Origin of the sequence: Pseudomonas sp. MG-9, assembly GCF_018729515.1 — a bacterium.
GTDB lineage: Bacteria > Pseudomonadota > Gammaproteobacteria > Pseudomonadales > Pseudomonadaceae > Aquipseudomonas > Aquipseudomonas serboccidentalis.
This window is the reverse complement of sequence record NZ_JAHHZH010000003.1, coordinates 490,955-504,340: the sequence shown is the minus strand read 5'-3', so window position 1 is coordinate 504,340 and position 13,386 is coordinate 490,955. Positions and strand designations below refer to the sequence as shown.

At 62.3% G+C, this 13,386-nt stretch carries 9 protein-coding genes; 6 read left to right on the top strand and 3 right to left on the bottom strand.

Going from position 1 to position 13,386, the window contains the following annotated elements; translation table 11 throughout:
• The first annotated feature begins 18 nt into the window (after window positions 1-18).
• Entirely contained in the window at window positions 19-1,647 is a 1,629-nt protein-coding gene (gene pvdP, locus KKQ10_RS10485; RefSeq protein ID WP_215501042.1) for a pyoverdine maturation tyrosinase PvdP, read from the top strand.
• A gap of 141 nt (window positions 1,648-1,788) precedes the next feature.
• On the opposite strand, the gene KKQ10_RS10480 is transcribed toward pvdP, so the two are convergent.
• From KKQ10_RS10480 to KKQ10_RS10470, 3 genes are read right to left on the bottom strand one after another with little or no spacing between them, the layout of a single operon-like run.
• Window positions 1,789-3,189 (bottom strand): efflux transporter outer membrane subunit, encoded by a 1,401-nt coding sequence (locus KKQ10_RS10480; protein ID WP_215501041.1) that lies wholly within the window; start codon window positions 3,187-3,189, stop codon window positions 1,789-1,791.
• 7 nt (window positions 3,190-3,196) lie between these two features.
• Entirely contained in the window at window positions 3,197-5,170 is a 1,974-nt protein-coding gene (locus tag KKQ10_RS10475) for a MacB family efflux pump subunit (protein WP_215501040.1), read from the bottom strand.
• Entirely contained in the window at window positions 5,171-6,343 is a 1,173-nt protein-coding gene (locus KKQ10_RS10470) for an efflux RND transporter periplasmic adaptor subunit (RefSeq protein WP_215501039.1), read from the bottom strand.
• A 322-nt stretch (window positions 6,344-6,665) separates the two neighbouring features.
• On the opposite strand from KKQ10_RS10470, the gene KKQ10_RS10465 reads away from it, so the two are divergent.
• From KKQ10_RS10465 to KKQ10_RS10445, 5 genes are all read left to right on the top strand, one after another.
• Window positions 6,666-7,148, top strand: coding sequence for a sigma-70 family RNA polymerase sigma factor (locus KKQ10_RS10465; RefSeq protein ID WP_127652141.1), 483 nt, complete (start codon window positions 6,666-6,668; stop codon window positions 7,146-7,148).
• A gap of 134 nt (window positions 7,149-7,282) precedes the next feature.
• A complete protein-coding gene (locus KKQ10_RS10460) occupies window positions 7,283-8,617 on the top strand; it encodes a lysine N(6)-hydroxylase/L-ornithine N(5)-oxygenase family protein (protein WP_127652140.1) in 1,335 nt (444 codons plus the stop codon).
• Between the two features lie 568 nt (window positions 8,618-9,185).
• Complete coding sequence (gene mgtA, locus KKQ10_RS10455) at window positions 9,186-11,885, top strand: magnesium-translocating P-type ATPase (RefSeq protein ID WP_127652139.1); 2,700 nt, start codon at window positions 9,186-9,188, stop codon at window positions 11,883-11,885.
• A gap of 166 nt (window positions 11,886-12,051) precedes the next feature.
• Window positions 12,052-12,768, top strand: coding sequence for an MgtC/SapB family protein (locus tag KKQ10_RS10450; RefSeq protein ID WP_007968289.1), 717 nt, complete (start codon window positions 12,052-12,054; stop codon window positions 12,766-12,768).
• A 235-nt stretch (window positions 12,769-13,003) separates the two neighbouring features.
• Window positions 13,004-13,369 (top strand): hypothetical protein, encoded by a 366-nt coding sequence (locus KKQ10_RS10445; protein WP_215501037.1) that lies wholly within the window; start codon window positions 13,004-13,006, stop codon window positions 13,367-13,369.
• Window positions 13,370-13,386 lie beyond the last annotated feature (17 nt).

The following is a 13,386-nucleotide window of genomic DNA, read 5'->3' as shown; positions in this document are numbered from 1 at the left end:
GCTGACACAGGTAGGGCAATGACGATTTCTCGACGATGGTTCATGGCGGGGCTGGCACTGACCGGCGCCGCCGTGCCTGCAGCGTATTTTGGGCATCGTGAATGGACGAAGCCGGACCCGACGATCACCCCCGGCGAAGCCTCGTTCGACGTCGCGGATGTGGCCGGTCAGCGTCTGGCCGATACTCTGCGGGGTGTCTGGCAGATCCGTTTCGAGGGGCGTGATGCGGGCATTGCCGGGTTGCCGAAAGACGGCCTGGAAGTGTTTCTCGACATCGCCCACAAAGGTCGCGGGGTGATCGGGTTTCTCGACACCGCCGAACGCCTGCGCTCGCCTGAGCCGCCGCGCTACCGGGTGCTCGCCGATCTGGCCGATGTCAGCGCCGCGCAACTGAGCTGGCGGCTGGTCAGCAGCACGGCGGCCGATGGCGCTCCCGACTATGAATTCAGCCTGCGCCTGGATGAGGTCTGGGCCGGTTTCGGCAATGCCGGCAGCGGCAGCCTCAGCGGGCGGGTGTTGAATCTGGATCGGTCATTGATGTTGCCGGCCCAGGACAATCGCTTTGTCGCGGTCAAGCGGGTGTTCCCCGAAGCCCGCGAGCGCATCGGCCTCAACCCGACGCTGCTGGCGTGGCTGATCTCCCCAGAGCACCGATTGTTCCACCAGCTCTGGCACGCCTCGCGGGACAAGTGGCACACCTTGTCCGAGGACAAGCGCGGCGCCCTGCGCGGCATCGGCTGGCAGCCCGGCCCCCGCGACAAGGAGCGTGACGCTCGCGGCCCGAAAAAGGACCGCAACGGATCCGGGATCGATTTCTTTTTCATGCACCGGCACATGCTAGGCACGGCGCGGTCGATGCAGGACTTGCCGTCGTGGCAGCACTTCCCGTTGCCGCAGCCGGAGCTGATCCGTGATCGTCAGGGCTTTGCCGCCTATTTCGACAACCACGACGGCACTTCGCTGCCGCCGACCTGGCTGGCCGAAGAGGATGACGAGTACTCGCAATGGGTCAGCGACATCAAGACCGCCGAGACCTATCACAGCAACTTCCTGGTCTGGGAATCGCGTTACCGCGACCCGCGCTATCTGGCGAAGCTGACATTGGGGCAGTTCGGTTCCGAGGTCGAGCTGGGGCTGCACGACTGGCTGCACATGCGCTGGGCGTCGGTGCCACGCGATCCGTCCAACGGGGAGCCGGTGCCGTTTGCCCGCGATCCGGCGGACTTTGCCGCACGCTGGTACGCCGCTGAAAACGACTTTCTCGGCGACCCGTTTTCTTCGCACGTCAACCCGGTGTTCTGGGCGTTCCATGGCTGGATCGATGATCGTCTGGAAGACTGGTTCCGCGCCCACGAGCGGTTCCATCCGGGAGAGGTCACGCGCCTGCAGGTCAATGGCGTGCCGTGGTTTGCCCCGGGGCGCTGGGTCGAGGTGAATGACCCGTGGCTCGGGCCGATCACCCATGGCTGCAGCACCGTGCCGGGGTTGCAGGTGGGCAAGTCGGTGGAGATGGACCCGGAGACCATGAAACTGGCGCTGCGCATCACCTTCAGCGATGACGAGAACAAGCTCTCGGAGCTGTTGCGAAAAGTGCCGAAACGACCATGGTATGCGCGGCACCTGAAGGCCAAACGGACACCGGCCTGAGACCGCGTCATCGTTCATTCGCGAGCAAGCTCCCACGGTGGATGTGTGAACAACACAGATCAAATGTGTGGAGCTTGCTCGCGAAAGCGGTGGCTCATTCAAAGATGCTTCGCCTGACACGGCCCAATCGTTGGCAAGTGATTACCGGCTCGCGGTCTGCCAACCACCACCAAGGGCCTTGTACAGGGCGATGCTCGCTTGCAGTCGCGACAGGCGCAGTTGCACGTTGAGGTCCTGCGCGGCATACAGGGTGCGCTGGGTTTCCAGTACGGTCAGCAGGTCTTCGGCACCAGCCTGGTAACGGCTCTGGGCAATGTCGAATGCGGTCTGGGCCTGATTCAGCTCTTCGCTTTGCCATTGCCGTTGCGCGTCGAGGCCGCGAATACTGTTCAGGGCTTTTTCCACATCGGCGAAACCATTGATGATCGTCCCGCGATAGTTCTCCAGCAGTTCCTGCTGGCGCGCGGAGGCCTTGTCGCGCTCGGCACTCAGGCGACCATTGTTGAAGATCGGTGCGACCAGGCCGGCCGTGAGGTTGTAGAACGGGCTGCGGAGCAACTGGTCGAACTGGTCGGCGCCCGAGCCGAGTTGGGCGGTGAGGGTCAGGTTCGGCAGCATCGCCGCGCGGGCGACTTTGACGTCGGCCTCGGCCGCTGCCAGTTGCGCTTCGGCGCGGGCGATGTCCGGGCGGCGGCTGAGCAGGTCGCTGGGCACGCCGCTGGCAATCTGTGGCCACTGCAACCGATCGAACGCTTCCTGGCTGACCGACAGTTGCTGCACCGGTCGACCGAGCAGGGCAGCAAGGCTGATCAGCGCTTCCTGGGCCTGTTGCTGCACCAGCGGCAATTGCCGTTGCTGCGCGGCCACCAGACTTTTCTGCTGGGCCAGTTCCAGAGCGGTGGCCGAGCCGGCGTCGTAACGCGTTTGCACCAGTTGCAGCACGCTTTGCGCGTTGCCCAGATTCAACGCGGCAATGCGCGCCTGCTCACGCAGCGACAGGGTTTGTGCATAAGTGCTGGCGACCCCGCTGAGCAACGTCAGCTCGACGGTGGCGCGATCGAATTCGCTGGCCTGCAGGGCAAATTGCGCACTGTCGCGCGATGCGCGTTTGCCGCCCCAGAAGTCGACTTCGTAGCTGGCGCTCAGGCTGGTGTCGAAATAGTCCACCGCCTGATTGCTGCTGTCGGCGTCCAGTTGGCTATAGCCGCTGCCGCGCAGCAGTTTCTGCCGATTGGCGTTGAAGCCGGCCTTGACCTCCGGCAGTTGCGAGCCGCCGGCAATCACCGTACTGGCCTGTGCCTGACGCACGCGGGCGACGGCGGCGGCGAGGTCGAAACTGCTCAGGCGCGCCTGTTCGATCAGGCGATCGAGTTCGGGGCTGCCGAACTGCGTCCACCACTGCGGATCGATGCGTGCGACGCTCGCCGCATGGGGTGATTGCCAGGTGGCCGGCGCTTGCACGCCACTGTCCGGACGCTGAACGGGATTGGCGCAGGCGCTGAGGAGCAGGCACACGGTCAACAGGCTGAGGCGCGGTTTCATAGATCGATCATTCACTGGTAAGGGCCGTGACCGGGTCGAGCCGGGCAGCTTTGCGGGCAGGCATGAAGCCGAAGACAACACCGGTCACCAGGGCGCAACCGAACGCACCGAGCACCGCCATCAGCGAGAACGCCACGGCGACTTCGCTGAGGATCAGCACGCCGCCGACGATCAGCGCCAGGGCGATGCCGGCAATCCCGCCGACCACCGAAAGCATCACCGCTTCGGTGAGGAACTGACGCAGGATGTCGCGCTGGCGGGCGCCGGTGGCCATGCGAATGCCGATTTCGCGGGTCCGTTCGCGCACGGTCATGAGCATGATGTTCATCACGCCGATGCCGCCGACCAGCAGCGAAATCGCGGCGATCGAACCGAGCATCAGCGACAGGGTGTTCTGGGTGCGCGCCTCGGCCTGGATCATCGCGGCGTTGTTGGTCAGTTCGAAATCTTTCTTGCCATTGTGCAGGCGCAGCATCATGCGTTCGATGGCCTGCTCGGTCTCCTTGACCTTGCGTGCGTCGGCGGCGGCGATGGCCACGTACTCGGGGTTGTAAGTGCCGAAGAGGCGCGTGCTGGCGGCGGAGTAGGGCACGGCGATGCGGTCGTCACTGTCGGAGTCGCCGGAGCTGGCGCCTTTTTCGGCGAGCACGCCGACCACTTGAAACGGCACGTTCTCGATCAGGATGTACTGGCCGATGGGGTTGGCGATATCCTTGAGCAGCTTGGTCCGGACCTTGTGCCCGATCACCGCCACGGCGGCGCCGGCGGCTTCATCGGCGGCCGTGAAGTAGCTGCCTTCGGCCACCGGCCAGTTGAAGATTTTCGGGAAATGGGTGTCGTTGCCGCCGACATAACTGTTGTGGTCGAGGTTGCCGAAACGCACCACCGCTTCGGCACCGTTGACCGGCATGATCTGCTTGATCAGCGGCAGGGTCGCGAGCACGGCCAGATCGTCCAGGGTAACAATGCCCTGGGGCGCACGTGGATGCGGGGAAGCGCCGCTGAGGTAAATGATGTTCGAACCGAACGCGCCCATTTGCGCCATCACCTGGCGTTTGCTGCCTTCGCCGACGGCCAGCATTACCACCACCGACGCCACGCCGATGATGATCCCGAGCAGGGTCAGCGCGGTGCGAAAACGGTTGATCCACATCACGCGCCATGCCGCGTGCAAGGCGTCGACCAATTCGCCTTTCCATGCGCCGGTGGCTTCGGCGCCCTCGGCCAGACGCTTGCGCAGGTCGACCGCTTGCAGGGCGCCGGGGTTGGCGCTGGTTTGTGCTGCGGGATTGTCCCGGGCACTGTCGCTGATGATCAGGCCGTCGCGAATTTCGATGATGCGTTTGGCCCGGGCCGCGACTTCGCGGTCGTGGGTGATGAGGATCACCACGTGGCCCTGGCTTGCCAGTTCGTCGAGCAGCGCCATCACCTCTTTGCCGCTGTGGCTGTCGAGGGCGCCAGTGGGTTCGTCGGCGAGAATGATGTGGCCGCCGTTCATCAAGGCCCGGGCAATCGACACCCGTTGCTGCTGGCCGCCGGACAACTGATGCGGGCGGTTGCCGGTACGCGAGGCCAGACCGAGACGGTCGAGCAGGGCGGCGGCGCGGGCGTGGCGTTCGGCGGCCGGGGTGCCGGCATAGATCGCCGGCATCTCGACGTTTTCCTGGGCTGAGCCGGACGGAATCAGGTGATAGCCCTGAAACACGAAACCGAAGGCTTCGCGGCGCAGCCAGGCCAGTTCGTCGCTGTCGAGGCCGGCGACGTTTTCCCCGGCAAAGCGGTACTCGCCGGACGTCGGCCGGTCAAGGCAGCCGAGGATGTTCATCAGGGTCGATTTGCCGGAGCCGGAAGCACCGACAATCGCCACGAATTCGCCGGCGTGGATCGACAGGTCGATGCCGCGCAGCACATGAACCTCGGGGGCGTCGCCGCCACCGTAGGATTTGCGGATGTCTTGCAGGTCGATCAGAGGCGTTTGCATTCAGCCTCCGTTGCCGTCGGCCGGGCCGATCAGCAGGTGATCGCCTTCATTGAGGCCGTCGACAATCTGCACCTTGAGCCGATCGCTGATCCCGGTGCGCACCTCGCGCTGCTGGATGGCGCCGTTGGCCGCGACCACCTGCGCGGTCTGCAGGTTGGCCGTGGTGCTGCCCTGCAAGGCGGCGACTGGTGCGGTGAGCACATCCTTGGCCTGGTCGGCGACGAAAAATACCTGGGTGGTCATCTCCGCCATCAAGGCGTTGTCGGCGTTATCGACGTCGAGCAGCACGGTGTACAACACCACCCGCGCGCTCCCGCTTTTGCTGGTGCTGGCAGGGCTGCCACCGCCCTGACTGGTCTGGTCCAGTGGCTTGGGCGGCACCGGCAGAATCTGCCGCACGGTGCTGCTCCAGCGTCGCTGGCCGCCGCTGAGGGTGGTGAAGTAGGCGGTCATGCCCGGTTTGACGTGGCCGATGTCGGCCTCGGAAACCTCAGCCCACACCGTCATCGGCGACAGTTTGGCGATGCGCAGGATCAGCGGTGTCTGCTGTTGCGCGTTTAGGGTCTGGCCTTCGCGGGCGTCGAGGGCAACCACGGTGCCGGCCATCGGCGCGTAGATCCGCGTGTAACCGAGTTCGGCCTGATCGCTGCGCAGGCTGGCCTCGGCCTGGCGGATCTGCGCCTGGAACATGTCGATGCGCGCCTGGGTGGCTTTCAATTCGGCGCGGGCGGTCTGCACGTCTTCTTCGCGGGTGGCGCCGCCGGCGGCCAGATGCTGCTGGCGCTGATACTTCTGTTGCGCCAGTTCATGCTGGGCACGTTGTTCCTGCAGTTGCGCCTTGAGGTTTTCGATGGAGAAACGCCCAGCGTCGAGTTTGGCCTTTTGCGTGGACGGATCGATTTCCACCAGCAACTGGCCTTCCTTGACCACATCGCCGACTTCCACGTGGATCTTCCGGATCTGCCCGGAAGCCTGCGCCCCAACATCCACGTAACGTCGCGGTTGCAGGGTGCCCAGCGCGGTGACGCTGCTTTCGATGTCGCCACGGGTGACTTGCACGGTGGCGAAGCGGTCGCGGCCCGGCGGCATGATTTGCCACGCGGCGTAGGCAACAACGGGAATCAGACAAAGGACTACGAGCAGCGCGCGTCGGGCGGGGCGGGGACGTTTCATGCAGGGTTCCGGCCAGTGAAATTCGGCCCGTCGTTCGGCTGCGCGCACAAGCGGACAGCCGCTGAACGCTGTCGCAGGGCGCGACAGACACGGGGAGCTGTCCTGTAAACGATGAGCGCGGAAGGGAATTTAAGCGAAGACACAGGATGTTACAGGTATAGAACGGCACTATTTGGCAGGCAACGACAAACGCCACTTTAAATCTATATGAGAATTACTATAAATTACGCACCTCAAGTTGCCACTATCTTGCTACCCGTGTTTGCGGGGCCGTCGATCAGTGTGCTCAAGGATCGAATCCGCATCGAAGCGGCCGGGAGTCATGTTGGAAAACTACTATCGCGAGCTGGTGTGTTTCCTGAACGCCAAGCTGGGCAACCGTCAGGTCGCCGAAGATGTGGTGCATGACGCTTATGTGCGGGTGCTGGAACGCTCCAGCGACACACCCATCGAGCAACCCCGGGCCTTTCTCTATCGCACGGCGTTGAATCTGGTCATCGACGATCATCGGCGTAACGCCTTGCGTCAGGTTGAACCGCTGGAAGTGCTCGACAGCGAAGAGCGCTATTTCACCCCGTCGCCCCACGGCACCCTCGATCACGGCCAGCGCCTGGAGATGCTCCAGCGCGCATTGGCAGAACTGGCGCCGCTGTGTCGCGACAGTTTTCTGCTGCGCAAGATCGAAGGCCTGTCGCACCCGCAGATCGCCGAACACCTGGGCATTTCCAAGGCGCTGGTGGAAAAACACATCGTCAATGCGATGAAACATTGCCGCCTGCGCATCAAACAATGGGATGCCCATTGAGCCGGCTGCGTTAAATTTTAATTCACTGTCCTCGTTCCTACTCAACAGACGACCTGCTGTCCTGCTCAAGGCCGGTCAGGTCACTTAGGCTCTCCTTGCCCCTTGTTGAGGGGTTCATCCAGAGGACACTGGAAATGACTCAGGCAATTGCATCGCCCATCGTTCACGACCTGATCGGCGTCGGTTTCGGCCCTTCGAACCTGGCGCTGGCCATCGCTCTGCAAGAGCGCGGCCCGACCCACGGCGAGCTGGATGTGCTGTTCCTCGACAAGCAGGCCGACTACAGCTGGCACGGCAACACCCTGTCGACCCAAAGCGAATTGCAGATTTCCTTCCTCAAGGACCTGGTGACCCTGCGCAACCCGACCAGCCCGTACTCGTTCGTCAACTACCTGAAGGCCCACGGCCGCCTGGTCGACTTCATCAACCTCGGCACCTTCTACCCGTGCCGCATGGAGTACAACGACTACCTGCGCTGGGTCGCCGGGCAGTTCACCGAGCAGAGCCGCTACGGCGAAGAAGTGCTGACCATCGAGCCGGTGCTGCACAACCATCAGGTTGAAGCGCTGCGTGTGATCTCCCGTGATACCGACGGCCAGCAGTTCGTGCGCACCGCGCGTTCGGTGGTGGTCAGCGCCGGCGGCACGCCGCGTATTCCCGAAGCGTTCAAGGCGCTCAAGGGTGACAGCCGCGTGTTCCACCACTCGCAGTACCTGTCGCAGATGGCCAAACAGCCGTGTGTGAACAATCAACCGATGAGCATCGCGATCATCGGCGGCGGGCAGAGCGCGGCGGAAGCGTTCATCGACCTGAACGATTCGTTCCCGTCGGTGCAGGTCGACATGATCCTGCGCGGCTCGGCCCTCAAGCCTGCGGACGACAGCCCGTTCGTCAACGAAGTGTTCTCGCCGGAGTTCACCGATCTGGTGTTCCAGCAAAACAGCGCCGAGCGTGAGCGCCTGGTCAACGAGTACCACAACACCAACTACTCGGTGGTGGACATCGACCTGATCGAACGCATCTACGGCATCTTCTATCGCCAGAAAGTTTCGGGCATTGCCCGTCATGCGTTCCGCACCCTGACCACCGTCGAGAGCGCCACCGCCACCGAGCGCGGCATCGAACTGGCGGTGCGCAACAACGCCACCGGCGAAGTCACCGTGCGTCTCTACGACGCCGTGGTGCTGGCCACCGGTTACGAGCGCCAGATGCACCGCAAACTGCTGGCACCGCTGGAAGAATACCTGGGCGACTTCGAGGTTGATCGCAACTACAAACTGATCACCGACGAGCGTTGCAAGGCCGGCCTGTATATGCAGGGTTTTTGCCAGGCCAGCCACGGCCTGAGCGACACGCTGCTGTCGGTGTTGCCGGTGCGTGCCGACGAGATTGCCGGCTCGTTGTATGAGCATGGCAAGCATCGTGGGCATCGTTCGATGGCGGATTTGTTGTTGGCGACTGCCAGCTGAATCTGGGTTGCCTGTAAAACCGTTATCGCGAGCAGGCGCACGCCTACAATGTTCTGTGCACGCAGGACAAACGTAGGCGTGAGCCTGCTCGCGATGGGGCCATCAGGCATGCTAAAAATCTGAATCCTGAACCCTTCCTGAACATCCCCCGACATTCCCCGACACACCTCCTTTTCCGGGTTTACTCTCAAATCATCGAGGCGTAAGCTTCGCGCGTTTTCATCAATAGCGGAGACCCACAGTGGGTACTTGTTCGAGTGACAGTTGTCGGCCGGTCTCGGTAACCGGCAGATTCTCGGCAAGATAACGCGCAGCCTTTCTCTGCCGTTGTCTCGCCGAAAAGCGAGCAGCGGCATCCCGATCATGGTCAATTGAGGCCATGTCCCGACGTCCTTCTCATCGACACTGAAATAGTGTGCTTTCGACCCTAGGGTCGTGATCGCAACTCTATCGACACGCCTGTCTTTTCTGACCGGCGCGCCAAGCCTTGCCGTGCCGGTTTTTCCGGCGCACGAGGCGCGGCCGTACCTGCTCGACGGTTTCCCGGCTGACCATAGGGGCAACAGCCATGAAACTTACGCTCAAGGAATTTTTCGCAGGCTTCCTGCGTACACGCCACATCGCCCGGCACTTCCGCCGTCTGGCGTTGCTGGAGTCGATCACCGACACCACGGTCAGCCGTGAAGTGCCGCCCACCCTGGCCAACACCCTGGTCGATGCGGCCCATCGCGACAACGGCGAACTGCTGTCGTCGCTGGGCACCCACACCGATGGTCTGACCGATTTTGAAGTCGATGCACTGCGTGCGCAGTACGGCCTCAATGAAGTCGAACACGAGCAGCCGCTACCATGGTGGACGCACCTGTGGCACTGCTACAAAAACCCGTTCAACCTGCTGCTGACCTTGTTGGCGGTGATCTCCTGGCTGACCGAAGACCTCAAAGCCGCCATCGTGATCTTCTCGATGGTGGTGCTGTCGACGCTGCTGCGCTTCTGGCAGGAAAGCAAATCCAACCAGGCCGCCGACGCACTCAAGGCGATGGTCAGCAACACCGCCACGGTGATGCGCCGCGATGAGCCGCGGATCGAACTGCCGATCAAGCAACTGGTACCGGGCGACTTGATCGTGCTGTCGGCCGGCGACATGATTCCCGCCGACTGCCGGGTGCTCAGCGCCAAAGACCTGTTCGTCAGCCAGGCAGCGATGACCGGTGAATCGATGCCGGTGGAGAAATTCCCGCGTCAGGCCGACCGCGACACACGCAATCCGCTGGAGCTGGAAAACATCCTGTTCATGGGCACCAACGTCGTGTCCGGCACGGCCGTGGCGGTGATTCTTACCACCGGCAACAGCACCTATTTCGGCGCACTGGCGCAGCGTGTCGGTGCGACTGACCGGGCCGTGACGTCGTTCCAGATGGGCGTGAACAAAGTCAGCTGGCTGCTGATCCGCTTCATGTTCGTGATGGCGCCGCTGGTGCTGTTCATCAACGGGTTCACCAAGGGCGACTGGACCGAAGCGCTGCTGTTCGCGCTGTCGATCGCCGTCGGCCTGACCCCGGAAATGCTGCCGATGATCGTCACCTCGACGCTGGCCAAAGGTGCGGTGTTCCTGTCGCGCAAGAAAGTCATCGTCAAGCGTCTGGATGCGATCCAGAACTTCGGCGCGATGGACGTGCTGTGCACCGATAAGACCGGTACGCTGACCCAGGACAAGATCTTCCTCGCGCGCAATGTCGATGTCTGGGGTGAAGACTCCGACGACGTGCTGGAAAAGGCCTACCTCAACAGCTACTACCAGACCGGCCTGAAAAACCTGCTCGATGTGGCAGTGCTGGAACACGTGGAAATCCACCGTGAACTGAAAGTCGGCACGGCGTTTCGCAAGGTCGACGAGATCCCGTTCGACTTCAATCGTCGGCGCATGTCGGTGGTGGTCGAAGGGCGTGGCGAACCGCATCTGCTGATCTGCAAAGGCGCGGTGGAAGAAGTGCTGGCGGTGTGCAGCCGTGTGCAGCACGGTGACGTCGAGGAAGCCTTGAGCGATGAATTGCTGACCCGGATTCGTCAGGTCACCGCAGCATTCAACGCTGAAGGCTTGCGCGTGGTGGCGGTGGCGGCCCGTTCGATGCCCGAAGGTCGCGACACTTACAGCCTGGCGGATGAGCAGGAGTTGACGCTGATCGGTTACGTGGCATTCCTCGATCCACCGAAGGAAAGCACCGCCCCGGCGCTCAAGGCCCTGGCCGAGCATGGCGTGGCGGTCAAAGTGCTGACCGGCGACAACGAGCTGGTGACCGCGAAGATCTGCCGCGAAGTCGGCCTCGCGCAACAGGGCTTGCTGCTGGGTAATGATGTCGAGCGCATGAGCGATGCCGAACTGGCCGTGGCGGTAGAGAAAACCAACGTGTTCGCCAAGCTCACGCCGTCGCACAAGGAACGCATCGTGCGCATCCTCAAGGGCAACGGGCACGTGGTCGGTTTCATGGGCGACGGCATCAACGACGCCCCGGCGCTGCGCACGGCCGACATCGGTATTTCGGTGGACAGCGCGGTGGACATCGCCAAGGAAGCCGCCGACATCATCCTGCTGGAAAAGAGCCTGATGGTGCTGGAGGAGGGCGTACTCGAAGGGCGTCGGACCTTCGCCAACATGCTCAAGTACATCAAGATGACCGCCAGTTCCAACTTCGGCAACGTGTTCTCGGTGCTGGTGGCCAGTGCGTTTATCCCGTTCCTGCCGATGCTGCCGATGCACCTGCTGGTACAGAACCTGCTCTACGACATTTCGCAGATCGCGATTCCGTTCGACAACGTCGATGAGGAAATGCTGAAAAAGCCACAGCGCTGGCAGCCGGGTGACGTCGGTCGGTTCATGCTGTTCTTCGGCCCGATCAGTTCGATCTTTGACATTCTGACGTTCGCCTTGATGTGGTATGTGTTCGATGCCAACACCCCGGATCACCAGACCCTGTTCCAGTCCGGCTGGTTCGTGGTGGGGCTGCTGACCCAGACGCTGATCGTGCACATGATCCGCACGCCGAAGATTCCGTTCCTGCAAAGCCGCGCAGCCATGCCGCTGCTGGTGATGACCGGGATCATCATGGCGGTCGGGATCTTCCTGCCGATGGGGCCGCTGGCGAACTACTTCAAACTGCAGGCGCTGCCGTCGATGTACTTCGTGTTCCTGCCGATGATCCTGCTGGCGTACATGGCGCTGACCCAGGCGGTGAAAGGCTTCTACATCCGTCGGTTCGGCTGGCAATAATGCTGCCCCTGTAGGAGCTGCCGAAGGCTGCGATCTTTTGATCTTGTCTTTAAAAAACAAAATCAAAAGATCGCAGCCTGCGGCAGCTCCTACAGGGATCGTGTGTTTCAAGTGAATTGGCAGCAAGCCCCAACAAACGGACTGTGTCTATTCAAGGAGCTTCATCATGCAAGCCATCAACAACCTCAACCTCACCTCGCTGCTCGACACTCTGGTCAGCCTCAGCGCGGCGTTCATCCTCGGTGGCCTGATCGGTTTCGAGCGCCAGTACCGGCAACGCACGGCCGGCCTGCGCACCAACGTGCTGGTGGCGGTCGGCGCGGCAATTTTTGTCGACATGGCCAACCGTCTCGGCGGTGCTGAAGGCGCGGTGCGGGTGGTTGCCTACGTGGTCTCCGGCATCGGCTTTCTCGGCGCCGGGGTGATCATGCGCGAAGAGGGCAACGTGCGCGGCCTCAACACCGCCGCCACCCTGTGGACTTCAGCCGCCGTCGGCGCCTGCGCCGGTGCCGACCTGCTGGCCGAAGCGGTGCTCGGCACGCTGTTCATTCTGGCCGCCAACACCCTGCTGCGACCGATCGTCAACAACATCAACCGCCAGCCACTGGACGTGGTGTCGGCCGAAGTCACCAACATCGTTTACGTGATCGCCCGGCGTTCGCAGCAGAAAGCCGTGTTTGCCCTGCTCGAAGCCGAACTGGAGCGCAGCAACTACCCGGCCAGCGACGTCGACGTGCATGCCTTCGGCGCCGATGAGATCGAGATCGAAGCCACCCTGGCGACCACTTCCGTGGACGGTGACGAACTGGACGCGCTGGTGGCGCGGATCTCCACGTCGGCGCTGGTGGTGCAGGCGTTCTGGAGTCCGAGCACCACGGAGTAAGGCAAACGCATCGAGCCGTCAATTCAACCGTCCTTTGGCGTGCCCCCGGGTTTTCGCCATCTCTGATAAGAAAATCGCCGCACGGGCCAAACCTGTGCGGCGTTCTTGTCTGTATTCCAGAGGTTTCTGCCTGACTTTAGGACTTGTCCTACATAGATTCTGATGGGTTCTGGTTAGCGTGTTCAGCACATTTCCCACACCGTTAATTTCCATGTCCTACAAATGCAGGCGAATCGTGATCGTCGAAGAGCAGCCCGCTCTGCAGTCCCGAATCGCCAGAGTTTGCCACGAGCTGGGCTATCGCAATCTCACGCCGATTCGTTCGTTTCGTGAACTGCTGGCGTTGACGCATTACGCCCATGACCCGTTCGAGCAATACGATCTGATGATCATCAATGGTGAACTGATTGCCGCAGCGGGGATTGATCCGGTGCGGTTCTTTCAAGGCAATCCGCAGATCCGCCACGGCGTGATCCACGATGCCCGACATGGTCAGCTCCGGGCCGAGGCGATATTCGCCACCGGTCGACGGCAGCTGTTGATGCTGCGTACGCCGGATCGCCAGAGCCTTGGCGCAGTGCTGAAGCACCTCGATGTTTAGGAAATTTCCCACGCAAC

Excerpts from the sequence above, each read along its gene's own strand:
- mgtA (WP_127652139.1), top strand. The coding sequence starts at position 9,186 with ATGAAACTTACGCTCAAGGAATTTTTCGCAGGCTTCCTGCGTACACGC.
- KKQ10_RS10470 (WP_215501039.1), bottom strand. The coding sequence starts at position 6,343 with ATGAAACGTCCCCGCCCCGCCCGACGCGCGCTGCTCGTAGTCCTTTGT.
- KKQ10_RS10460 (WP_127652140.1), top strand. The coding sequence starts at position 7,283 with ATGACTCAGGCAATTGCATCGCCCATCGTTCACGACCTGATCGGCGTC.
- KKQ10_RS10465 (WP_127652141.1), top strand. The coding sequence starts at position 6,666 with ATGTTGGAAAACTACTATCGCGAGCTGGTGTGTTTCCTGAACGCCAAG.
- pvdP (WP_215501042.1), top strand. The coding sequence starts at position 19 with ATGACGATTTCTCGACGATGGTTCATGGCGGGGCTGGCACTGACCGGC.
- KKQ10_RS10480 (WP_215501041.1), bottom strand. The coding sequence starts at position 3,189 with ATGAAACCGCGCCTCAGCCTGTTGACCGTGTGCCTGCTCCTCAGCGCC.
- KKQ10_RS10475 (WP_215501040.1), bottom strand. The coding sequence starts at position 5,170 with ATGCAAACGCCTCTGATCGACCTGCAAGACATCCGCAAATCCTACGGT.
- KKQ10_RS10450 (WP_007968289.1), top strand. The coding sequence starts at position 12,052 with ATGCAAGCCATCAACAACCTCAACCTCACCTCGCTGCTCGACACTCTG.